A 20,644-nucleotide genomic window follows, 5' to 3' on the forward strand; every position below is an offset into this window, starting at 1 on the left:
TGCCGCGCCGCTCATGCCGGGGTGGTTTCCGCGTTCAGGATCTCGATCACCATCGCGGCCGTCCAGGTAAAGCTGCTGCCGCCGCAGGGTTCGGCAGTGACTGGGTCGTAATACTCGGCAAAGCCGCTTTGCTCGATCAGGCGCAGGCTGTCGTCGACGATCCGCTGCACGATCCGGGTCTGGCCCGCGCGTTTCAGACCATCGGCGATCATGTAGTTCACGATCAGCCAGACCGGCCCGCGCCAGTACCTTAGTCCGTCGAATTCAGGGGCCGCCGGGTCGTGGCTGGGCACCAGATACGGAACTGCGGCTCCGATGGCGTCCAACCGCTGGGCGATGGCCTGCGCGCGGTGCTCGGGGATGGGACAGAACGCCCCCAACAAGCCGCCGATCGAGGGGCTGTCGATCAGCGCCCCGGTGACCCGATCAAAGCACAGATATTGCCCGTGGGTTTCGCTCCACAGGGCGTCCATCGCCGCGATACCTGCCTGCGCAAAGGCGCGTGAGGCGCTTGCGATCTCGGCTTCGCCCAGGTCGTCGGCCAGCGCGGCAAGGTCGAGGCACGAGCGGATCAGGATCGCGTTGAATCCCGGGTCCACGACCCGGAACGGCGAGGCGTCATGCAGCTTGGAATTATCCCAGCCAAGGTCGCGGAAATGTTGTACCAGCCAGATATAGCGGCGGTATTCTTCATCAGTCGGCCTGTGCGCCGGGTTGGCGTGGGCCACATCACGACGCTGGAACGGGGCCACGCCCTCGGTCGGGACCCGGGCCAGCGCCGCGTCCCAATCGACCGAATTGTCGCGCCCCGATTCCCACGGGTGGATGATGGCGACCAGTCCGGTGCCCTGCGGGTCGCGGTTCGTGTAGAACCATTGGTGCCAGGCATGAATCTTGGGCAGTAGGGCGCGGGCCTGCGCATCGGCCAGCGCCCGGTTCTTCGCCCGCGCATGGATCCGCCGCACGGCGAACCCAGCCACCGCCGGTTGCGTGATGCCCGAGGTGGGAACCGCGTGGCCCGTGGCCCAGACGTCCGGCCCCGGGAAATAGCCGTCATTCATCTCGTGAAAGATGATGTGCGGCACCATGCCGTCATCCCACTGATGCCGGAACAAGGTCTCGATTTCGCGCCAGGCGCGGGCTTCGTCGAAATGCGAGAACCCAAGGGCGCTGAGCGCGCTGTCCCAGTTCCACTGGAACGGATAGAGGCCGTGGGTGGGCACCGTGTAGTCGCCCCGGTCGTTTCGGGCCAGAACGGCGCGGGCCTGTTCGATCAGATCCTGTTTCATTGCGCGCTCCTTAGGTCACGGCCAGGGTTGTTTCGGGGTCGAACCAGCGCACCCGGTCGGGCTGCGGGGCCAGGGTCAGGGTGTCGCCGTGGCGGACGGTCAGATCGCTGTCCAGAACCGCGCGGAACAGGGCGCCATCCACGCTGCAGGTGACCAGAAGGTGCGCGCCCAACGGTTCGACCACCTTGACCGTGGCGGCCAGGCCCGTGTCGGCCGGGCGCAGATCCTCGGGGCGGATGGCGAAATGTAGCGGCGTGGTCCGGGACGGCCCGTCGAGGATCTGGCCCGCGACTGTCCATTTGCCGTCTCTGGTCGGAGTGGCGGGCAGGAAGTTCATCGGCGGATTGCCGATGAATCCGGCCACGAACTCGGCCGCCGGGTTGCGGTAGACCTCGATCGGCGAGGCCGCCTGAACGATCTTGCCCTGATGCATCACGCTGATCCGGTCGGCCATGCTCATGGCTTCGACCTGGTCGTGGGTGACATAGATGGCGGTGGTGTTGCTTTCGGCCAGAACGCCTTTGAGCTCGGCCCGCATCTCCATCCGCAGCAGTGCGTCCAGGTTCGACAGCGGCTCGTCCATCAGGATCACGTCCGGCTCCATCGCCAGGGCGCGGGCTACGGCGACGCGCTGGCGCTGACCGCCGGACAGCTCGCCGGAATAGCGCCCCAGCAGCTGGTCGATATGCATCAGGCCCGCTGTGCGCTCGACCCGGCGTTTGACCTCGTCATTGGGCAGTTTCTGCATCCGTAGGCCGAACCCGATGTTCTCGAACACGGTCAGATGCGGGAACACGGCATAGTTCTGGAACACCATGGCGATGCCCCGATCCTTGGGCGGCAGGTGGTCCACCCGGCGCCCGCCGATCCAGACCTCGCCCTCGGTCGCGGTCTCCAGCCCGGCGATGATCCGCAGCAGCGTGGTCTTGCCGCAGCCCGAGGCCCCCAGCAGAACCATGAATTCCTGGTCTCGGATGGTCAGGTTGATGTCGTGCAGCGCCTGGTAGCTGCCAAAGCGTTTCGCGACATTCTTGATTTGAATTTCTGCCATTATTCCAACTCCTTGGGGCTGTCAGCGGTTGGCGATGCCCCACATGGCGAACAGGTATTTGCGCACGGCGAAGATGAAGATCAGTGCCGGAACGACAAGGATGAAACCGCCCGCGAATTTCAGATGCAGCGGCGAGGTGTCGAGGTTCTGCAGCAAAAAGGCCGTCAGGGTCCGGTTCTCGATCGTCAGGACGGCGGCGGCGAACACCTCGTTCCACGAGATCACGAAGGCGAAGATGGCCGAGGCCGTGATCCCCGGCAGGATCAACGGCAGCACCACCTTGGTGAAGGCGGTCAGCCGGGTGCAGCCCAGCGTCCAGGCGGCCTCTTCCAGTTCCAGCGGGATGCCGGAAAACAGCGAGAATGTGATCAGCACCGCAAACGGGATGGCCAACGTGGTGTGCACCAGCGACAGGCCGAATACCGTGTCATCCAGCCCGGTCTGGATGAACATCACCGCCAAGGGCAGTGCCAGCAGCGGCAGCGGAAAGGCGCGGGTCAGCAGGATCAGCAGGCGGAACGCCTCTTTCCCGCGAAAGTCGAACCGGGACAGGGCATAGCCCGCCGGCGCGCCGATCAGGATCGACATGATCATCGTCAGCCCCGCCACCAGGATCGAGTTCTTGAGCGCGGTCAGGATGCCCGCGAAGCCTGCAAAGAACCCCAGGCTCCCCAGGTCGAATTCGGGGATGAAGGGCTTGGGAAAACTGTTCACCGTTTCCGGCGAGGACAGCGTGTTGATCAGCAGGAAATACAGCGGCACCAGCACCCAGGCGCACAGCAGCACCACCGCGGCGATGTAGACATAGCGTCCGGCCCGGCGTGTATCGGGCGCGGCGACATCGGTCGTGACGGTTGTCATATCGTGGCTCCTTTCGGGACACGCAGGGCGCGCAGTATGATCAGGGTGAACCCGATCGAGATGGCGAGGATGATCAGCGCCATCGCCGCCGCCGCGCCGCTGTCAAGCAGGTCGAACTGATAGGCGTAGGTTTCGCTCATGAGGACGGGGAACAGGGTGCCGCCCAGGGCCAGCACCACGGCGAAGACCTCGAAGGCCAGGATCACGCGCAGCACCAGTGCCGTTTGCAGCGACGGGCGCAGCAGCGGCAGCGTGATGCGGGTGAAGCGTTTCCAGGGCGAGGCGCCAAAGACCTCGGCCGCCTCGTAATATTCCTTGGGGATCAGGCCGATCCCTGCGACCAGGATGACCAGCATGATCGCGGTGGCGCGCCAGATCTCGGCCAGGGCGATGGCCAGGAACACCACGCCGGGGTGCTGATAGCTGAGGAAATTCACCGGCCGGTCCACTACGCCCAGCCCAGAAAGCATGGAGTTCAGGAAGCCCGACTGTTCGAAGATCGCCAGCCAGATGATGCCCGCGGCCAGATCCGAGATACCCAGTGGGATGGTCCAGACATACAGCACCAGGTCGCGCCCTCGCTGCATCTTGTTGACCATCGTGGCCATCAGCAGCGCCAGCGCCAGTTGCACCGGAACCACCGCTGCCGCCAGCAGCAGCGTATTCTGCAGCGAGATCGGGAATTTCCAGTACCCTACCACCTGTCGGAAATTGTCCAGCGTGAATCCGTCGCCGGTGTTGAAAGCCTGTTTGGCGACCAGGACGAAAGGATACAGAAAGAACAGGCACAGAAACGCCGTCACAGGCAGGATCAGCACATAGGGCAACACTCGAGCGTTCATCAGATCGCTCCTTTCCTGGCGGAAGTTCCGGTGGTTTCGGGCAAAGAGTTCGGGGGGGGACACCGGGCCTGCGTCAAGCCCGGTGTCAGGATCGGGTCAGACCCTTATTCGACGGGGCACGGACCGTCCGAGGGTGCATCCGGAGCCCAGCAGGGCGCGCCGGTCTCCTGCATGATCGCCTGCAACGCGCCTTTCTGATCGTCCAGCACGGTGCGGATGTCCTGACCGGCCAGCACGATCCGCTCGAACGCATCGGTATAGACTCGGTTGAAGTCACCGCCCTTGTCGCCCAGTCCCGCGGGCAGCAGCCCGGGGTTGGCGTCGGCCGAGCCGCTCATTTTGGCGACCGCGTCACCTGCGGCTTTTACGGCTGGCGGCAGGTCGTTGGGCAGGTCAACCGCGACGACCGGGAAGAAGTTCGTCGCGCGCAGCGTGGCGATCTGGGTTTCCGGCTTCATCATGTAGGCAACCAGAGCTTTGGACGCTTCCATGTCCGGTGCGGTTTTGGGGATCGCAACCCCAGCCAGAACCGGCATGAAGCCGCGCCCGGTCGGGCCCGCCGGGGCCGGGAAGGCCACGAAGTCATCAGGCCGCTCGTTGAAGGCCTGCGCCAGACGCGAGGTGTGGTCGAAAACGATCCAGGCGTCGCCCGACAACAGCTGTTCCTGCATGAACGAGAAGTTGGTCGAGGCCGGGTTGGTATGCGTCCACAGCTCGCGGAATTTTTCCCACGCGGTCACCGCATCGTCGCTGGCAAAGGTCCGCACCACGCCGTTCGTATAGGACGGATACAGATAACCCTGGAAGAAGCGGTGCTTCAGGCCCTTGGGCCCGGCCGGAAAGCCGAATTTCGGCTCGCCCGCTGCCTCATGGGCGTTGGCGGCCCATTCGATCAGCTGGTCATAGGTCAATGCATTGATGTCTGCGCCTTCGGGCAGGTACTGCAACGCCTCTTTGTTGGCCGCCATGATATAGCTGGCCTGCATCCAGGGGATGTATTGCAGGCTGCCTGCTCCCAGCGTCGCCAGTTCGTTGAACGTGTCCGAGGCCGAGGCGATGCCCAGATCATCCAGGTCGACCAGGTCATCGGGGTTCATGGCCGAGAAATCACCATGCAGCGCGCCCAGAACGCCGATCGTGCCCGAGCCGGCCTGCAATTCGGCTTGCAGACGCGTCAGCCAGGGGCCGCCGTCATTGGGCTGGTAATCCACGCCACCCTCGAAGCCTGAAAGAACCTGTTCGCGCATGGCCTGCGCCTCTTCGACCGGCTTGGCCTGTGTCGACCAGAACAGAACCTCGGCCTGCGCCACGTTTGTGACCAGGGCCAGAACAAGGCCGGATGCGGCACCGACCAGCTTGGATTGAATTGACATGGACTCCTCCCAGAGTTTCGATTGGGCCTTTTGCCCGTTCTGCCCGGTGGGGTCGGTTTGCTGTGCTTGTCGTGTGGCGACTCACCCCAGGCGATGTCATTAGCATGGTATAACGATATATCTTCCGTCAATGAATATTTTCCAATCGATTGGCCCGAACTTTAGTAAGTTGTGGGAATTGCTCGTTGCAATGCCCTAGTGAGTTGGGCATTTTGATGATGCAACGATATATCAGAAGTCCGAGAAATGCCCGCCAAACCCACCCTCGCCAGTGTCGCCAAAGCCGCCGGAGTCTCGATCCCGACGGTCAGCCAGGTGATGCGCGGCACTGGGCGGATTTCCGAGCAGACCCGTAAGAAAGTGCTGCAGGCGGCCGAGGCCTTGCACTATGTCACGGACTCGCGGGCGGCGTCGATGCGATCAGGCGAGAACCGGGAAATCGGATTCGTTCTGAACCAGTTCGCAAACCCGTTCAATGCCGAAGTCGTCAGCGGCGCGGTCGAGTTGCTGGAGGCCGAGGGGTATCTGGTTTCGATCTTGGACACGCGCGACGACGCGGACCGGCAGGGCAAGCAATTGCGGGATTTCATCCGCAACGGGCGCGGCGGCCTGCTGTGGGTGCCTGCGCTGGAGACCACGTCAGAAACCCTTCAACTCTTGCGCACGCATGGTTTGCCCACGGTGACCTTTCTGCGCCATGTCAGCCCTGATTTTGATCATGTGGGCATCAGAAATGCCGAAGCGACCGCGACCGCGACCAATCACCTGGCGGAACTGGGGCACAGGCACATCGCATTCTTCGGCGGCATCGGCATGAACCCCGTTCGAAAGCAGCGCATAGCCGGGTATGAGCGTACGCTGCAGGACTTGTCTTTGGGGCCGCCGATCATCTGGCCCTCACCTGACACCAAGCGTGCGGGTATGCAGGAGATGCTGAAATTGCACGACGCCCATCCTGAGGTCACGGCGGTGGTCTGCAATGGCGACATGGTCGCTTTGGGGGCGTGTTTCGGCCTGATGCGGGCTGGGTTGCAGCCGGGGCGGGATGTTTCGATTGTTGGATTTGACGATACCGAGGATGCCTCGGTCGCAATTCCCGCGCTCAGTACCATGGCGGTTTCGCCAAAGCGGTTGGGCCGCAAGCTCGCACGTACTCTGCTGGACAGGATAAAAGACCCTGACATGCCGGTAATCGTGTCCGAAGTTTCAGCCCGGTTCATCGCACGGGAAACCACGGGGCCGCTGCAGAAGGACCGCTGACGAGTCAGGCGCGCGTATCCGGCAAGGTCTCACTCCACTTCCGCAGCTCGTCCAGAAAACCCAGCGCGGTGCGTCCACGGTCGGTCACGGAGTACTGCACCGAAACCGGTGAGGTTTCGAGCACTTGGCGGTGCACCAGGCCCTGTTGCTCCAATTGGCGCAAGCGTTCGGCGATCATCTTTTTGCTGGCGCCACCGATCATCCGGGCCAAGTCATTGAATCGCACCGGCTCGTCTTTGAGGTGCCACAGGATCGACCCGGTCCACTTGCCGCCGATGATCCGCATGCCGCGTTCGATGGGGCATGGTTCGCGGCACGCATACACCGCTTGCCGCTTGCCTTGGTCGTCCTGTTCGATACGGGCACGCATCGCCTTCTCCAGTCCAGTAGCAGGTTACAAAAAGTAAACTGGTTGTAATTTCTCACCACTGTTCTCAAGTTCGGTTTCACCCCGACCGAAGTCAAGGGGCAAGCAGTTTCAAAACCAAGGATATGGACATGAGCAAGATCCTGATCGTGAACGGTACGCAGCCTTATGAATTCGCACCTGGCCGCCTGAATGCGTCGCTGGTGCAACGGGCGCAGGACGCGCTGACCGGCATGGGCCACGAGGTGCGCGTGACCACGGTTGCCGAAGGATACGACATCAATGCCGAGATCGACGCCCATGTCTGGGCGGATGTGGTCATCATGCAGTTTCCGGTGAATTGGATGGGTGTACCGTGGGTGTTCAAAAAGTACCTCGACGAGGTGTACACCGCGGGCATGGACGGCCGGTTGCTGGCCGGCGACGGCCGGACCGCCGAGGCGCCCAAGGCCAATTACGGCACCGGTGGCCTGCTGCACGGAACGAAATACATGCTGTCGGTCACCTTCAACGCTCCGCGCGAGGCGTTCGACAACCCCGCCGAGCCGTTCTTTGCAGGGGCCAGCGTCGATGACCTGCTGTGGCCCATGCACCTGAACGCCAAGTTTCTGGCGATGCAACCTCTGCACACCTTCGCGGCCTTCGACGTGATGAAGAACCCCCGGATCGAACAGGATTTTAAGCGGTTCGACGCGCATCTGAAGCAGCATTTCGAGGAGATCGCGCATGTCGCGGCCTGACATCCACCTATACACCGCGGCCACGATGAATGGCTACAAACCGGTGATCTTCCTCGAAGAGGCAGGCGTACCCTACGACCTGACGCCCATCGACTTTTCCAAACAGGAACAAAAGTCGCCCGCGTTCTTGTCGCTGAACCCCAATGGCAAGATCCCGGTGATCGAGGACCGGGCCGAAGGTCGCGCGATTTTCGAAAGCGGCGCAATCTTGTGGCACCTCGCGCAGAAATACGGTCAGTTCCTGCCCTCAGATCCGGTGCAGCAGTCCGAGGTGATGCAGTGGATGCTGTTCCAGGTCGGGCATGTGGGTCCGATGATGGGCCAGGCCATGTATTTCCAGCACATTGCCGCCCCCAATGGCCATACCGAACCGTTCTCGATCCGCCGTTACGTGGACGAAAGCCGCCGCCTGATGGAGGTGATGAATGATCGCTTGAATGGGCGCGACTGGATTGCTGCGGATGAATACACGATCGCGGACATGATGCTGTACCCCTGGGCGCGGGCCTATGTCTGGGCGCGGGTTCAGGTCGATGGTCTTCCGCATCTGAACGCATGGTTCGACCGCATCGGTGCCCGCCCCGCAGTTCAGAAGGCGCTGACCATTCCCAAGGCCAATCCCCAGTTCTGGGATGCCTCGGCTGATGCCAGCGCCTTTGCGCGGGAGAACGCCGCGCGGTTTGCCGGTGACGTGAAAAAGGACTGAGGCCGCGGCCCGGGCTCCCTAGCCCGGGCCCGCACCACAGCACCTTGGGCGCCGCACCGCCCGCGCGCAGGTCGATGGCCGGGAGGACGCTTTACTCGGGTGTCAAAAGCGGTCAGTCTGAACCATCGGCGCGCCGGGTGATCCCCTCGGGCCGCGCTGTCACATCATTGTCGTCATAAACGTTCAGATGATGCGTCGACCCAATTATTTCGAGAGGTGCCTCATGACCCTATCCAGCAAATTCGCGATGTCGCGGCGTCAATTCCTGGCCACCACCACGGCTGGCGCCGCCATGGTTTCCCTGCACCCGTTCTCCGCCGCCGCCGCAAGCAACCAGGCGCATCTGCGGATCATGGAAACGACCGACATTCACGTTCACGTCTTTCCCTATGACTACTACGCCGACAAGCCGCGCGATACAGTGGGCCTGTCGCGCGCGGCCTCGATCATCAACCAGATCCGGGCCGAGGCCACAAACTCGATGCTGGTCGACAATGGCGACTTTCTTCAGGGCAACCCGATGGGCGACTACATCGCCTACGAGCGTGGCATGAACGACGGCGACACCCACCCGATCATCAACGCGTTCAACACGTTGGGCTATGATGCCGCGACGCTGGGCAACCACGAGTTCAACTATGGCCTGAGCTTTCTGGAAAAATCGCTGGCCGGGGCGCAGTTCCCGATCGTGCTGGCCAATATCGCCAAGGAACAGGGCGCAAACACCCGCGCGGACAAGACACTGGTGCAGCCCTATGTCATCCTCGATCGCGAGATCGAGCTGGGCGATGGCAGCAAGCAGCCGATCCGCATCGGCGTCATCGGCTTCACCCCGCCGCAGATCATGAACTGGGACCGCCGCCACCTGGAAGGCAACGTGCAGGCCCGCGACATCGTCGAGACCGCCAAAGCCTATGTGCCCGAGATGAAAGAGCAAGGCTGCGATCTGATCCTGGCCCTGTCGCATTCGGGCATCGGCGCGGCCGATCACGCGGACGGGATGGAGAACGCCTCGGTCCCGCTGGCCGGGGTCGATGGCATCGACGCGCTTGTGACCGGGCACAACCACCTGGTCTTCCCCTCGCCCACCTTCGCCGACCGTGCCGGAGTTGACGTGGACAAGGGCACGCTGATGGGCAAGCCGGCCGTCATGGGCGGGTTCTGGGGGTCGCATCTGGGCGTGCTCGACCTGCTGCTGGAACGCGACGGCAACGAATGGCGCGTGGTTACCACCACCTCCGAGGCGCGGCCGATCTCGAAGCGCAACGAAGACCGCTCGATCACCGCGCTGGTCGAGGACGACCCCAAGGTGCTGGCCTCGGTCGCGCAGGATCACGAGGAAACGCTGGCCTATGTGCGCCGCGCGGTGGGCAAGACCTCGGCGCCGCTGCACAGCTATTTCGCGCTGGTGGCCGATGATCCGTCGGTCCAGATCGTGTCTATCGCGCAGAAATGGTATGTCGAGGAGATGCTGAAAGGCACCGAACATGAGGGCCTGCCGATCCTGTCGGCCGCGGCGCCGTTCAAGGCCGGTGGCCGGGGTGGCCCGGAATACTATACCGACGTGCCGGTAGGCGATGTGGCGATCAAGAACGTGGCCGATCTGTATCTCTATCCCAACACCGTGCGCGCGGTTCGCGTGAACGGCGCGCAATTGCGCGGCTGGCTGGAGCGTTCGGCCGGGATGTTCAACCAGATCAAGCCGGGCGCCAAGGATGCGCTGCTGCTGAACCCCGAATTCCCGTCCTACAATTTCGACGTGATCGACGGCGTGACCTACAAGATCGACCTGTCACAGCCCTCGCGTTTTGGGCCGAAAGGCGAAGAGATCAACCCCGACGCGGCGCGCATCGTGAACCTGCAGTTCGACGGTGCCCCGGTGACCGACGACATGGAGTTCATCATCGCCACCAACAACTACCGCGCTTCGGGCGGCGGATCGTTCCCGGGGGCGATGGGCGACACCATCGTGTTCGAGGCCCCCGACACCAACCGCGACGTGATCGTGCGCTATATCGTCGAACAGGGCACGATCGACCCCAAGGCCGACGGCAACTGGTCCTTCGCACCGCTGGGCGAGACCACCGTTCTGTTCGAAACCGGTCCCAAGGCGCGCGATTACATCAGCGACGTCAAAGGTTTGGCGCTGGAAGATGCAGGCGACGGGGCCGACGGTTTCGCGGCCTTCCGCATTACGCTCTGACTGGCGACAGACATCGGATCGGGCGGCCAATCTGGCCGCCCTTTTCATTTGGCTTGGGGGCCGAGGGCCGGATTGTCACACGCATTGAGGCAATGCTTATTTTTTGGGCGATCGGGGAAATAATGCCTAGGAAATGGGCGAACGAGTGTTCTGGCCCAATTGCCTCTGCCGGGCTGCACTGACTCCAGGAAAAGGCTGTGGTGCTTTCGCATCCGACAGTCCTTTCGCCCGGAGCCACCAATAACCTCTTTGTCCGCAATAACTGCCGCGCAAGCGATCGCCGCGCCTCCCCGTGCTGTCGGGCGGGGTGTTGTGTCCGTGGTTCGCCGCGCGGGCCGGACCGAGTTGCAGGACCTGCGCCAGCAAGGGTCGCTGAAGCTGCTGTTTCCTCGGCGCGATGGCGCTGACATGCAGGCCGTTCTGGTCAATACCGCCGGCGGCGTCACCGGCGGAGACAGTTTTGACCTTTCCGCCACCGCTCTGGCAGATGCATATCTGACCCTGACCACGCAGGCGGCTGAGCGGGCTTATCGCGCGTCCGGAGCAATTCCGGGCCGGATTCGGACGCACCTGACTGTGGAGGCAGGCGGCCAGTTGAACTGGCTACCGCAGGAAACGATCCTGTTCGACGGTTGCGCGATCGACCGCCGCCTGCGTGTCGATCTGGCCCCCGATGCCGGCCTGCTGCTGGTGGAATCGCTGATCTTCGGACGCGCCGCAATGGGCGAGCAGGTCACATCGGCCCACTTCCAAGACCGCCTCGAAATCTGGCGCGCGGGCCGGCTGGCCCATCTGGACGCGCTGCGTCTGACCGGTGATCTGGCGGCGGAAATGGCCCGGCCCGGCGTTGGCGACGGCGCGGGCGCGCTCAGCAGCCTGATACTGATCCGCCCGGATGCCGCCGCGCATCTGGACCCGATCCGCGCGGCCTTGCCTGACACCGGCGGCGTCAGCCTTGTGGGTGAGGACATGCTGTTGATGCGCCTGCTGGCGCCCGACGGTTTCACGCTGCGCCGGACCCTTGTGCCGATCCTGAACCGGCTGACCCGCAATTCCCTGCCAAGACCCTGGATGATCTGACATGCAACTCTCGCCGCGTGAAAAAGACAAACTGCTGATCGCCATGGCCGCCGAGGTGGCGCGCAAGCGTCTGGCCCGGGGCGTGCGCCTGAACTACCCCGAGGCCATCGCGCTGATCACCGATGCCGTGGTCGAGGGCGCCCGCGACGGCCGCTCGGTCGCCGACATGATGGAGGCCGGCGCGCAGGTCATCACCCGCGACCAGTGCATGGACGGCATCCCCGAGATGATCCACGAGGTGCAGGTCGAGGCGACGTTCCCCGACGGCACCAAGCTGGTCACGGTCCACAACCCCATTCGCTGAAGGAGATTTCGATGAAACACCTGGCTTCCCTGCCCTTCGCCCTGATGGCCGCGCCCGCGCTGGCGCATGAGGGGCCACACCTGCACCCGCATGACTCGGGCACCTGGCTGGCGCTGGTCCTGCTGCTGGCGATCGGCGGCGTCGCGATCTGGCTGAAGGCGCGCAAATGATCCCCGGAGAGGTCATCACCGCCCACGGCGAGATCGAGCTGAACGCGGGAGCGGCGGCAATTACCCTGATGGTGGCCAATACCGGTGACCGCCCCGTACAGGTGGGCTCGCACTATCATTTCGCCGAAACCAATCCGGCGCTGGATTTCGACCGGGCCGCCGCCCACGGAATGCGGCTGGACATCGCCGCCGGAACCGCCGTGCGGTTCGAACCCGGTCAGCGGCGCGAGGTGCAACTGATCCCGATCAGCGGCGCGCGGCGCGTCTTCGGGTTCAACGGCGCAGTCATGGGAGACCTCTGATGCCAGCCCGGATCAAACGTTCCGACTATGCCGCCATGTACGGCCCCACCACGGGCGACAAGGTGCGGCTGGCCGATACCGACCTGATCATCGAGGTCGAGCGCGACCTGACCACCTATGGCGAAGAGGTCAAGTTCGGCGGCGGCAAGGTGATCCGCGACGGTATGGGCCAGTCTCAGGCAACCCGCGCCGAAGGGGCGGTGGACACCGTCATCACCAATGCGCTGATCGTTGACTGGACAGGCATCTACAAGGCGGATGTGGGCCTGAAGGACGGGCGCATCGCCAAGATCGGCAAGGCGGGCAACCCCGACACACAGCCCGGCGTCGATATCATCGTCGGCCCCGGTACCGAGGCCATCGCCGGCGAGGGCCGCATCCTGACCGCCGGCGGGTTCGACAGCCACATCCATTTCATCTGCCCGCAACAGATCGAGGATGCGCTGCATTCCGGCCTGACGACCATGCTGGGCGGCGGCACCGGCCCGGCGCATGGCACGCTGGCCACCACCTGCACGCCCGGCCCCTGGCATATCGGACGCATGCTGCAGGCGGCCGATGCCTTTCCGATGAACCTGGCCTTTGCGGGCAAGGGCAACGCCTCGCAACCTGCGGCCCTGCGCGAACAGGTCCTGGCCGGGGCCTGCGCCCTGAAACTGCACGAGGACTGGGGCACCACCCCGGCGGCCATCGATTGCTGCCTGTCGGTGGCCGACGAGATGGACGTTCAGGTGATGATCCACACCGACACGCTGAACGAAAGCGGCTTCGTCGAAAACACCGTGGCCGCCATGGAACGCCGCACGATCCACGCCTTCCATACCGAGGGCGCGGGCGGCGGCCACGCCCCCGACATCATCAAGATCTGCGGCGAGGCGCATGTGCTGCCCTCCTCGACCAACCCGACCCGGCCTTTCACCGTGAACACGGTCGAAGAGCATCTGGACATGCTGATGGTCTGCCATCACCTCGACAAATCTATCCCCGAGGACGTGGCCTTTGCCGAAAGCCGCATCCGGCGCGAGACCATCGCGGCCGAGGATATCCTGCACGACATGGGCGCCTTCAGCATCATCGCGTCCGACAGCCAGGCGATGGGCCGCGTGGGCGAGGTGTTGATCCGCACATGGCAGACCGCCGACAAGATGAAGAAGCAACGCGGGCGCCTGCCGGAAGAAACGGGTAAAAACGACAACTTCCGCGTGCGCCGCTATATCGCGAAATACACGATCAACCCGGCCATCGCGCACGGGCTCGGCACCCATATCGGCAGCATCGAGGAGGGCAAACGCGCTGATCTGGTGCTGTGGAATCCCGCCTTTTTCGGCGTGAAGCCCGAGATGGTGCTGCTGGGCGGCACCATCGCCTGTGCGCAGATGGGCGACCCGAACGCTTCGATCCCCACGCCGCAGCCGGTCTATTCGCGGCCGATGTGGGGGGCCTATGGCCGCTCGGTCGAACGGGGCGCGGTCACCTTCGTGTCGGAAGCCGCCCAAGAGGACGGCATCGCTGCGCGTCTGGGCCTTGCCAAGCAGACCGTCGCCGTGCGCAACACCCGCGCGATCGGCAAACGCGACCTGCGGCTGAACGATGCGCTGCCCGAGATCGAGGTGAACCCCGAAACCTACGAGGTGCGCGCCGACGGCGAATTGCTCACCTGCCAACCCGCCGAAACCCTGCCCATGGCGCAACGCTATTTCCTGTTCTGAAAAGGGATGCCTCCGATGCTTGCCATATCACAGAAAATCCGCCGCAACGGTCAGTGGGACGAAACCCATGGCACCGTGATGTTGAACTACGAAGACCGCTTTCTGCGCCGCCGAATGCTGCGCACCGCCCAGAACGAAGAATTCTTGGTGGATCTGTCGCAGACGACCTCGCTGGACGGGGGGGACGCGTTCGAGCTGGCCGATGGTCGCCTGATCGAGGTGGTCGCCGCAGAAGAGGACCTGTTCGCCGTCACCGGCCCCGACCTGACCCGGTTGGCCTGGCATATCGGCAACCGCCACACCCCCTGCCAGATCCAGCCCGACCGCTTGGTGATCCGCCGCGACCATGTGATCCGCGACATGCTTTTGAAGCTTGGCGCGACGGTCCAGGACATCCGCGCGCCCTTCAGCCCCGAAGGCGGTGCCTATGGGCACGGACGGACGCATGGCCACAGCCACTGACCTTGATCTTCTGACGCTGGCGCAATGGCTGTCACCCGCCTACCCGGTGGGGGCTTTTGCCTATTCGCATGGGCTGGAACGCTTGGTTCAATCGGGTGCGGTGCACGATGCGGCCAGCCTGCGAGATTGGCTGCACGACGTGCTGGAACACGGTGCGGGATGGTCGGATGCCCTGTTTCTGACCGCCGCTTGGCGCGCCAAATCCGAGCTGGCCGTGACCGAACTTGACGATATGGCCCGCGCCTTCGCCGGCCCCTTCGAGCGCAGGTTCGAAACCGCGCAACAGGGCGCGGCCTTCTGCGGTGTGACGGCTGCGGTCTGGGGCATCGAACTGGCGGATCTGACCTACCCCGTTGCCATCGGCAGCGCCGCGCGCCACGCCGGTTTGCCGGTGGAGCCAACCGCGCGGCTGTATCTGCATGCGTTCATCAGCAATCTTGTTTCGGCCGCGCAGCGGCTGATGCCCCTGGGCCAGACCGCTGCGCAAGGGGTGGTCCGAGACATGGCGCCCTTGTGCGCAATTCAGGCGCACGCGGCAGTGGAGGCCGATCTGTCGGCCCTGTCCGGCACCGCCTTTCTGGCCGAGATCGCGGCCATGCAACATGAAACCCAACAGCCAAGGATTTTCCGCACATGAGCAGCATGAACGGCCCTCTGCGGGTGGGGATCGGCGGACCGGTCGGTGCAGGCAAGACCAGCCTGACCGCCGCCCTCGCCCGCGCGCTGCGCGACACCCACTCGATCGGGGTGATCACCAATGACATCTACACGCAGGAAGACGCCGAGGCGCTGATGCGGATGCAGATCCTGCCGCAGGACCGGGTGATCGGCGTGGAAACCGGAGGCTGCCCGCATACGGCGATCCGAGAGGATGCCTCGATCAATCTGGCCGCCGTGGCCGAGATGGTACGCCGTCACCCCGAGGTCGAGATCGTTCTGATCGAATCCGGCGGTGACAACCTGTCGGCCACCTTCAGCCCGGAACTGGCGGATGTGACGATCTACGTGATCGACGTGGCCGCGGGCGAAGAGATCCCCCGCAAGGGCGGCCCCGCGATCACCCGGTCGGACATCCTGATCATCAACAAGATCGATCTTGCCCCGCATGTCGGAGCGGACCTGTCGGTGATGCAGCGCGATGCGGCCCGGATGCGCGGCGATCGTCCTTTCGTATTCACCAACCTGCGGAGCGGCAGCGGAACAAGTGAAATCATCGATCTGTTGGACAAGATTGCCGGCATCGACGCCGGAAGGCGTGCAACGGCGTAAGACCCACAACACGACTATGGGCGTTTCCGGTTCCAGACTTTGGAACCTTGCGCCTGCAAGGCAATCCGATGTAACCGGACTCGACCACCGACGCTGTCCTTGCGATAGCCCGGTGCGAGAAAGTTGCAGCCGGGCCGATCCTTCTTGGGGCCGCCCCATCACCTGAGGACCGCCGGTGAGCCCATTCGTCGTCGCGATCATTCTGTCGGCTGCCATCCTGCACGCCGTCTGGAACGCCATCGTCAAAACCGCGGGCGACCGGACTACGACGCTGGGCCTTGTGGCCTTCGGGCATGTGATCCCGGCCAGCGTCATGATCCTTGTCCTGCCCTTTCCGGGCGGCGACAGCTTTGTTTACATCCTTTTGTCCACCGTGGTGCATTTCGGATATTACTTCATGTTGGGCAAAGCCTATCAGCATGGCGACCTCAGCGTGGTCTACCCGATCGCACGAGGCATCGTTCCGGCGTTGGTGGCGCTTTGGGCCTATCTGTTGCTGGATGAGGTTCTGCCCCTGCAAGCCTGGATCGGCATCGGCCTTATCGCGTTCGGCATCCAACTCAGCAGTTGGAGCTCGCTTCGGCAAGGCGTCGGCGGCGCGGCGCTGGGGTTTGCGGTGGGTACCGGACTTTGCATCTCGGTTTATTCGGTTGTGGACGGCATCGGGGTGCGGCTGTCTGGAAACACGCTCAGCTATTGGGCTTGGGGTGCGTTTCTACACCTGTTCATTGCCGGATTCGTGGGCCTGCGAAGGCGGCAGGTTCTGACACAGCTTCCGGCGCGCACCTGGGCGATCGGCATTCTGGGCGGCTTCGTGTCGATGCTGGCCTATGGGCTGGTGCTCTATGCCAAGAATTTCGCGCCGCTGGGGGCGGTCTCGGCGTTGCGGGAAACATCGGTGATTTTTGCGGCCCTGATCGGGTTTGTCTTTCTGCACGAAGGCTATTGGGTGCGCAGGCTGGGGGCTGCCATTCTGATGGCGGGCGGTGTGGCGCTGGTTGGACTGTCGGGCTGAGCCAGTCCGTCAAGTGCCGTAACGCGCCATGAACATGTCAACGGCGTTGGTGGCCACTTCGTCGATTTCCTCGTCCGAGAACCGGGTTTGGATCCCCAAAGCCGCCAGCGTCCACAGGCGCACCTTGCACAATTCCGAGAACTGCTCGGCGGCAAAATGCACGTCGTCAATCGCCAGCTCACCTTTGGCCACGGCTTTTTCCAGATACTCGGCCATCTGGCGCTGACCGTTGGCGGGGCCGGCTTCGTAGAACGCCTTGCCCAATTCCGGGAACCTGTCACGCTCGGCCACGCAGATGCGGAACACCTGTTGCGCAAAATCCGAAACCAGAAACCGAGTCAGATGGGTTGCCGTGATCATCATCGCCTCGCGTACCGGCTTGGTTTCGTCGATCATGGCCAGCACGTTTTCCGCCATGCGGCAACACTCGGTCTGCGCCACTTCGGAAAACAGAAGTCGTTTGTCTGGGAAATAGCTGTAGAGCGTCGCCTTCGACACACCCGCCGCACGCGCGATGTCATCGACGCTGGCGCCTTCAAACCCATCCGCCATGAAAACCTCTCGGGCGCCGTTCAGAACCTGGTCGAATTTCCGTCCGGTACGCACGATGGTTGCGGCTTGGGTCATGGTGTCTCCTTGGCTGAGTGCTGCGACAAATCTATAAACCAGTCAGTTCAGTTTCAACGGTTTTCAATTCGGCTTGAAAGTTCCGCTACGCAGCGTAAATTAGAATAATTCTAAAACGAGGGTGGCTATGCGGTTTTTCACTCAGCGCAAACACTTCAGGGATCTGACCGAGCAGGAAGTCATCGCGCTTGCGATTTCGTCCGAGGAAGATGACGCGCGGATCTATAGGTCATATGCCGAGATGCTGCGCCCCGACTATCCGGCGACAGCAAAAATCTTCGATGGCATGGCTGCCGAGGAAGACGAGCACCGCCGTCGCTTGATCGCTCTGCATGAGGATCGGTTCGGTCCGGTGATACCTCTGATCCGGCGCGAGCATGTCGCCGGTTACTACGCCCGCCGTCCGATCTGGTTGGTCGAGAATCTCGGAATCGAGCGAATCCGCGAAGAAGCCGAGATGATGGAGCGCGACGCGGAGCGCTTCTATCTGGCGGCTGCTGGTCGTACGACCGATGCAGCAACACGCAAACTTCTGGGCGACCTGGCTGCGGCCGAAGCGGGGCATCAAGCCGCGGCTGCCGAATTGGAAGAAGCCCACCTGGATCACGATGAAAAAGAAGCTGAAAAGGTGATTTCGCACCGGCAATTCATCCTGACCTGGGTCCAGCCGGGATTGGCCGGGCTGATGGACGGGTCGGTGTCGACCTTGGCGCCGATCTTCGCGACGGCCTTTGCCACGCACGACCCTTGGACGACCTTTCTTGTGGGCCTTGCAGCGTCAGTGGGCGCAGGTATTTCCATGGGCTTCACCGAAGCGGCATCGGACGATGGCGAGCTGTCGGGCCGTGGATCACCGGTAAAGCGGGGTTTGGCGTCCGGCGTGATGACAACGGTCGGCGGATTGGGCCATGCCCTGCCCTATTTGATCCCGGAATTCTGGACGGCCACGATAATTGCCTTCATCGTGGTGTTTTTCGAATTGTGGGCGATCGCGTGGATTCAGAACCGCTATATGGAAACTCCGTTCTTCCGTGCCGCTTTTCAGGTCGTTTTGGGCGGAGCGCTGGTGCTGGCAGCCGGGATATTGATCGGCAGTGGGTGATGACCCTGCTTGCGATGTGGTAATTCTATGTTACCAATCTGCGCATGGTCGATATCTTTCTGCGCACCCTGCCCTTCTTTGCGATCATCGGCCTGGGATACTGGGCCGGGCGCAGCCGGTTCTTCACCGAAGACGCAACGGCCTATCTGACCAAGTTCGTGTTCTATTTCGCGTTGTCGGCGATGCTGTTCCGCTTTGCCGCCACGCTGCCCTTTGCCGAGATCTTCAACGCGCGGCTGATGCTGGGCTATCTGATCGGCACGGCGGGCGTATACGCGCTGGCCACGTTGGTCGCCTATCTGCGCGGGCTCGACATCCCCACCGCCGCGGTCGAGGCGCAATGCGCCGCCATCGGAAATGTGGGCTTTCTGGGTCTGCCAATGTTGGCCCTGCTGTTTTCCGAAGCCGCAATCGGGCCGGTCATGCTGGTTCTGACGGTCGATCTGGTGGTGTTTTCCTCGCTGATCGTGATCCTGATCAACGGCGGGCGGGATGGAAAGCTGACGGTTGGGACGCTGCGGCTCATCGGAGTCGGGCTGCTGAAAAACCCCATGATCGTCTCGATCTCGGCCGGGTTGATCTGGTCGGCCCTGCAGATGCCGGTGCCTGACCCGTTGAACGATTTTCTGACCATTCTAGGCGGCGCCGCCACGCCGGGGGCGCTGTTCGCGATCGGCGCCTCGCTGGCCAGCAAATCAGCCGAGCGGGTTCAGATCGCGCTGTGGCTCAGTTTTTGCAAACTGGCCGTGCATCCTGCCTGTGTGGCCGTGGTGCTGCTGTGGCTGCTGCCGACTGATCCTTTTGCCGCGGCGGTGGCGATCTCCGCCGCCGCTCTGCCAGTGGCCGGCAATGTCTATATGCTGGCGGCCCACTATGGGGTGGCGCCGCACCGGGCATCTGCCGCCATTCTGCTGTCGACCATTGTCAGCATTCTGACCGTGCCGGTGGTCATCGCGTGGGTTGCCGCATTCTGACGCGGCGACTTCAAAATGCGTGCGAACATTGGTGCCCGGACTTTACGCCGGGGCCTTCGCCCGTTAGCCATGGCACGAACCCAACGTAAGGATGATGCCAGATGGAAACCCTTTCCGAAAACGCCTGTTTCGGTGGCGTGCAGGGCGTTTACCGCCACGCCTCGGCGGCGTGCCAGTGCGACATGACCTTTGGCCTGTTCCTGCCGGCCGAGGCCAAGGACGGTCCGGTTCCGGTCCTGTGGTATCTGTCGGGCCTGACCTGCACCCATGAAAACGCGATGGTCAAGGCCGGCGCGCAGGGCTGGGCCGCCGAACAAGGCATCGCGCTGGTCTTCCCCGACACCTCGCCGCGTGGCGAAGGGGTCGCCGATCACGAGGATTACGACCTGGGCCAAGGCGCCGGGTTCTACGTCAACGCCACGCAATCGCCGTGGGCGCCGCATTTCAACATGTGGAACTATGTGGCCGAGGAACTGCCGGCGCTGCTGGTCGAAAACTTCGCCATCGACGGCGACCGGCAAGCCATCACCGGCCATTCGATGGGCGGCCACGGCGCGCTGACGCTGGCGATGAACCTGCCCGGCCGGTTCCGCTCGGTCTCGGCCTTTGCGCCGATCGCGAACCCCACGGCCAGCGACTGGGGCCGCAAGCAGCTGAGCGCCTATCTGGGCGATGACCCGGCCGCCTGGGCCAAACATGACGCGACGCTGATGATGCAGGAAAAGGGCTTTGACGGCCCGATCCTGATCGACACCGGCACCAACGACCAGTTCATCGACCTGCTGCGCCCCGAGGCTCTGGCCCAGGCCATCTCCGAACGCCGCCAGCAGGCAACGGTCCGGCTGCAGCCCGGCTATGACCATTCCTACTTTTTCGTGTCCACCTTCATGGAGGACCACGTCACCTTCCACGCCGAAGCCCTGTACGGAGACTGAGGG

General features: G+C 63.3%; 23 protein-coding genes. 16 read left to right on the forward strand and 7 right to left on the reverse strand.

The annotated features are described in order from the left end of the window. Positions 1 to 11: 11 nt before the first annotated feature. The 5 genes from GOW72_RS14135 to GOW72_RS14155 form a co-directional block, all read right to left on the reverse strand. On the reverse strand, positions 12 to 1,289 hold the full coding sequence (locus tag GOW72_RS14135; RefSeq protein ID WP_170367267.1) for an amylo-alpha-1,6-glucosidase: 1,278 nt from the start codon (positions 1,287 to 1,289) through the stop codon (positions 12 to 14). 10 nt (positions 1,290 to 1,299) lie between these two features. After that, positions 1,300 to 2,340: an ABC transporter ATP-binding protein gene (locus tag GOW72_RS14140; protein WP_170367268.1), complete on the reverse strand. Its 1,041-nt coding sequence runs from the start codon at positions 2,338 to 2,340 to the stop codon at positions 1,300 to 1,302. Between the two features lie 21 nt (positions 2,341 to 2,361). After that, on the reverse strand, positions 2,362 to 3,201 hold the full coding sequence (locus GOW72_RS14145) for a carbohydrate ABC transporter permease (protein WP_170341552.1): 840 nt from the start codon (positions 3,199 to 3,201) through the stop codon (positions 2,362 to 2,364). Next, on the reverse strand, positions 3,198 to 4,043 hold the full coding sequence (locus GOW72_RS14150; protein WP_170341551.1) for a carbohydrate ABC transporter permease: 846 nt from the start codon (positions 4,041 to 4,043) through the stop codon (positions 3,198 to 3,200). Before GOW72_RS14150 ends, GOW72_RS14145 begins: the two co-directional genes overlap by 4 nt. 104 nt (positions 4,044 to 4,147) lie before the next feature. Continuing rightward, positions 4,148 to 5,416, reverse strand: coding sequence for an ABC transporter substrate-binding protein (locus tag GOW72_RS14155; RefSeq protein ID WP_170367269.1), 1,269 nt, complete (start codon positions 5,414 to 5,416; stop codon positions 4,148 to 4,150). A 246-nt stretch (positions 5,417 to 5,662) separates the two neighbouring features. On the opposite strand from GOW72_RS14155, the gene GOW72_RS14160 reads away from it, so the two are divergent. Then, on the forward strand, positions 5,663 to 6,676 hold the full coding sequence (locus GOW72_RS14160; RefSeq protein WP_170367270.1) for a LacI family DNA-binding transcriptional regulator: 1,014 nt from the start codon (positions 5,663 to 5,665) through the stop codon (positions 6,674 to 6,676). 4 nt (positions 6,677 to 6,680) lie between these two features. Here the strand turns inward: GOW72_RS14160 and GOW72_RS14165 are convergent, their stop codons facing one another. Continuing rightward, the gene (locus GOW72_RS14165; protein ID WP_170367271.1) at positions 6,681 to 7,046 is read right to left on the reverse strand and encodes a winged helix-turn-helix transcriptional regulator; all 366 of its coding nucleotides are present in this window, start codon (positions 7,044 to 7,046) and stop codon (positions 6,681 to 6,683) included. Between the two features lie 128 nt (positions 7,047 to 7,174). Between GOW72_RS14165 and GOW72_RS14170 the strand changes: the two genes are divergently transcribed. The 12 genes from GOW72_RS14170 (at position 7,175) to GOW72_RS14225 (ending at position 17,003) form a co-directional block, all read left to right on the forward strand. Then, on the forward strand, positions 7,175 to 7,783 hold the full coding sequence (locus GOW72_RS14170; RefSeq protein WP_170367272.1) for an NAD(P)H-dependent oxidoreductase: 609 nt from the start codon (positions 7,175 to 7,177) through the stop codon (positions 7,781 to 7,783). Beyond that, positions 7,770 to 8,489, forward strand: coding sequence for a glutathione S-transferase family protein (locus tag GOW72_RS14175; protein WP_170367273.1), 720 nt, complete (start codon positions 7,770 to 7,772; stop codon positions 8,487 to 8,489). The genes GOW72_RS14170 and GOW72_RS14175 overlap by 14 nt, the downstream gene beginning before the upstream one ends. A 223-nt stretch (positions 8,490 to 8,712) precedes the next feature. Further along, positions 8,713 to 10,692 (forward strand): bifunctional 2',3'-cyclic-nucleotide 2'-phosphodiesterase/3'-nucleotidase, encoded by a 1,980-nt coding sequence (locus GOW72_RS14180; RefSeq protein WP_425328548.1) that lies wholly within the window; start codon positions 8,713 to 8,715, stop codon positions 10,690 to 10,692. Between the two features lie 318 nt (positions 10,693 to 11,010). After that, entirely contained in the window at positions 11,011 to 11,772 is a 762-nt protein-coding gene (locus GOW72_RS14185; RefSeq protein WP_170367465.1) for an urease accessory protein UreD, read from the forward strand. A 1-nt stretch (position 11,773) separates the two neighbouring features. Continuing rightward, a complete protein-coding gene (locus GOW72_RS14190; RefSeq protein WP_005976933.1) occupies positions 11,774 to 12,076 on the forward strand; it encodes an urease subunit gamma in 303 nt (100 codons plus the stop codon). Positions 12,077 to 12,087: 11 nt separating this feature from the next. Next, positions 12,088 to 12,246 carry a hypothetical protein gene (locus GOW72_RS14195; protein WP_170367274.1) on the forward strand — a complete coding sequence of 53 codons (159 nt, stop codon included), beginning with the start codon at positions 12,088 to 12,090 and terminating at the stop codon, positions 12,244 to 12,246. Continuing rightward, a complete protein-coding gene (locus GOW72_RS14200; protein ID WP_170367275.1) occupies positions 12,243 to 12,548 on the forward strand; it encodes an urease subunit beta in 306 nt (101 codons plus the stop codon). The genes GOW72_RS14195 and GOW72_RS14200 overlap by 4 nt, the downstream gene beginning before the upstream one ends. Then, positions 12,548 to 14,257 carry an urease subunit alpha gene (ureC, locus tag GOW72_RS14205; RefSeq protein ID WP_170367276.1) on the forward strand — a complete coding sequence of 570 codons (1,710 nt, stop codon included), beginning with the start codon at positions 12,548 to 12,550 and terminating at the stop codon, positions 14,255 to 14,257. The genes GOW72_RS14200 and ureC overlap by 1 nt, the downstream gene beginning before the upstream one ends. Before the next feature lie 15 nt (positions 14,258 to 14,272). After that, positions 14,273 to 14,719 (forward strand): urease accessory protein UreE, encoded by a 447-nt coding sequence (locus tag GOW72_RS14210; protein ID WP_170367277.1) that lies wholly within the window; start codon positions 14,273 to 14,275, stop codon positions 14,717 to 14,719. Further along, the gene (locus GOW72_RS14215; RefSeq protein WP_244952439.1) at positions 14,703 to 15,356 is read left to right on the forward strand and encodes an urease accessory protein UreF; all 654 of its coding nucleotides are present in this window, start codon (positions 14,703 to 14,705) and stop codon (positions 15,354 to 15,356) included. The genes GOW72_RS14210 and GOW72_RS14215 overlap by 17 nt, the downstream gene beginning before the upstream one ends. Beyond that, positions 15,353 to 15,988, forward strand: coding sequence for an urease accessory protein UreG (gene ureG / locus GOW72_RS14220; RefSeq protein WP_170359481.1), 636 nt, complete (start codon positions 15,353 to 15,355; stop codon positions 15,986 to 15,988). The genes GOW72_RS14215 and ureG overlap by 4 nt, the downstream gene beginning before the upstream one ends. Positions 15,989 to 16,163: 175 nt before the next feature. After that, positions 16,164 to 17,003: an EamA family transporter gene (locus GOW72_RS14225; protein WP_170367279.1), complete on the forward strand. Its 840-nt coding sequence runs from the start codon at positions 16,164 to 16,166 to the stop codon at positions 17,001 to 17,003. 9 nt (positions 17,004 to 17,012) lie between these two features. Here the strand turns inward: GOW72_RS14225 and GOW72_RS14230 are convergent, their stop codons facing one another. Beyond that, positions 17,013 to 17,630: a TetR/AcrR family transcriptional regulator gene (locus GOW72_RS14230; protein ID WP_170367280.1), complete on the reverse strand. Its 618-nt coding sequence runs from the start codon at positions 17,628 to 17,630 to the stop codon at positions 17,013 to 17,015. A 127-nt stretch (positions 17,631 to 17,757) separates the two neighbouring features. Between GOW72_RS14230 and mbfA the strand changes: the two genes are divergently transcribed. The 3 genes from mbfA (at position 17,758) to fghA (ending at position 20,641) form a co-directional block, all read left to right on the forward strand. Then, positions 17,758 to 18,732, forward strand: coding sequence for an iron exporter MbfA (gene mbfA / locus GOW72_RS14235; RefSeq protein WP_170365821.1), 975 nt, complete (start codon positions 17,758 to 17,760; stop codon positions 18,730 to 18,732). Positions 18,733 to 18,776: 44 nt separating this feature from the next. Beyond that, the gene (locus GOW72_RS14240; protein ID WP_170359474.1) at positions 18,777 to 19,706 is read left to right on the forward strand and encodes an AEC family transporter; all 930 of its coding nucleotides are present in this window, start codon (positions 18,777 to 18,779) and stop codon (positions 19,704 to 19,706) included. A gap of 101 nt (positions 19,707 to 19,807) precedes the next feature. Beyond that, positions 19,808 to 20,641 (forward strand): S-formylglutathione hydrolase, encoded by an 834-nt coding sequence (gene fghA / locus GOW72_RS14245; RefSeq protein ID WP_170367281.1) that lies wholly within the window; start codon positions 19,808 to 19,810, stop codon positions 20,639 to 20,641. Positions 20,642 to 20,644 lie beyond the last annotated feature (3 nt).

Origin of the sequence: Ruegeria arenilitoris, assembly GCF_013032855.1 — a bacterium.
Classification (GTDB): Bacteria; Pseudomonadota; Alphaproteobacteria; order Rhodobacterales; family Rhodobacteraceae; genus Ruegeria; species Ruegeria arenilitoris.

Bases quoted from the DNA above. Each gene is read 5' to 3' on its own strand.
- GOW72_RS14135 (WP_170367267.1), bottom strand. From the start codon at position 1,289: ATGAAACAGGATCTGATCGAACAGGCCCGCGCCGTTCTGGCCCGAAAC.
- GOW72_RS14140 (WP_170367268.1), bottom strand. From the start codon at position 2,340: ATGGCAGAAATTCAAATCAAGAATGTCGCGAAACGCTTTGGCAGCTAC.
- GOW72_RS14145 (WP_170341552.1), bottom strand. From the start codon at position 3,201: ATGACAACCGTCACGACCGATGTCGCCGCGCCCGATACACGCCGGGCC.
- GOW72_RS14150 (WP_170341551.1), bottom strand. From the start codon at position 4,043: ATGAACGCTCGAGTGTTGCCCTATGTGCTGATCCTGCCTGTGACGGCG.
- GOW72_RS14155 (WP_170367269.1), bottom strand. From the start codon at position 5,416: ATGTCAATTCAATCCAAGCTGGTCGGTGCCGCATCCGGCCTTGTTCTG.
- GOW72_RS14160 (WP_170367270.1), top strand. From the start codon at position 5,663: ATGCCCGCCAAACCCACCCTCGCCAGTGTCGCCAAAGCCGCCGGAGTC.
- GOW72_RS14165 (WP_170367271.1), bottom strand. From the start codon at position 7,046: ATGCGTGCCCGTATCGAACAGGACGACCAAGGCAAGCGGCAAGCGGTG.
- GOW72_RS14170 (WP_170367272.1), top strand. From the start codon at position 7,175: ATGAGCAAGATCCTGATCGTGAACGGTACGCAGCCTTATGAATTCGCA.
- GOW72_RS14175 (WP_170367273.1), top strand. From the start codon at position 7,770: ATGTCGCGGCCTGACATCCACCTATACACCGCGGCCACGATGAATGGC.
- GOW72_RS14180 (WP_425328548.1), top strand. From the start codon at position 8,713: ATGACCCTATCCAGCAAATTCGCGATGTCGCGGCGTCAATTCCTGGCC.
- GOW72_RS14190 (WP_005976933.1), top strand. From the start codon at position 11,774: ATGCAACTCTCGCCGCGTGAAAAAGACAAACTGCTGATCGCCATGGCC.
- GOW72_RS14195 (WP_170367274.1), top strand. From the start codon at position 12,088: ATGAAACACCTGGCTTCCCTGCCCTTCGCCCTGATGGCCGCGCCCGCG.
- GOW72_RS14200 (WP_170367275.1), top strand. From the start codon at position 12,243: ATGATCCCCGGAGAGGTCATCACCGCCCACGGCGAGATCGAGCTGAAC.
- ureC (WP_170367276.1), top strand. From the start codon at position 12,548: ATGCCAGCCCGGATCAAACGTTCCGACTATGCCGCCATGTACGGCCCC.
- GOW72_RS14210 (WP_170367277.1), top strand. From the start codon at position 14,273: ATGCTTGCCATATCACAGAAAATCCGCCGCAACGGTCAGTGGGACGAA.
- GOW72_RS14215 (WP_244952439.1), top strand. From the start codon at position 14,703: ATGGCCACAGCCACTGACCTTGATCTTCTGACGCTGGCGCAATGGCTG.
- ureG (WP_170359481.1), top strand. From the start codon at position 15,353: ATGAGCAGCATGAACGGCCCTCTGCGGGTGGGGATCGGCGGACCGGTC.
- GOW72_RS14230 (WP_170367280.1), bottom strand. From the start codon at position 17,630: ATGACCCAAGCCGCAACCATCGTGCGTACCGGACGGAAATTCGACCAG.
- mbfA (WP_170365821.1), top strand. From the start codon at position 17,758: ATGCGGTTTTTCACTCAGCGCAAACACTTCAGGGATCTGACCGAGCAG.
- GOW72_RS14240 (WP_170359474.1), top strand. From the start codon at position 18,777: ATGGTCGATATCTTTCTGCGCACCCTGCCCTTCTTTGCGATCATCGGC.
- fghA (WP_170367281.1), top strand. From the start codon at position 19,808: ATGGAAACCCTTTCCGAAAACGCCTGTTTCGGTGGCGTGCAGGGCGTT.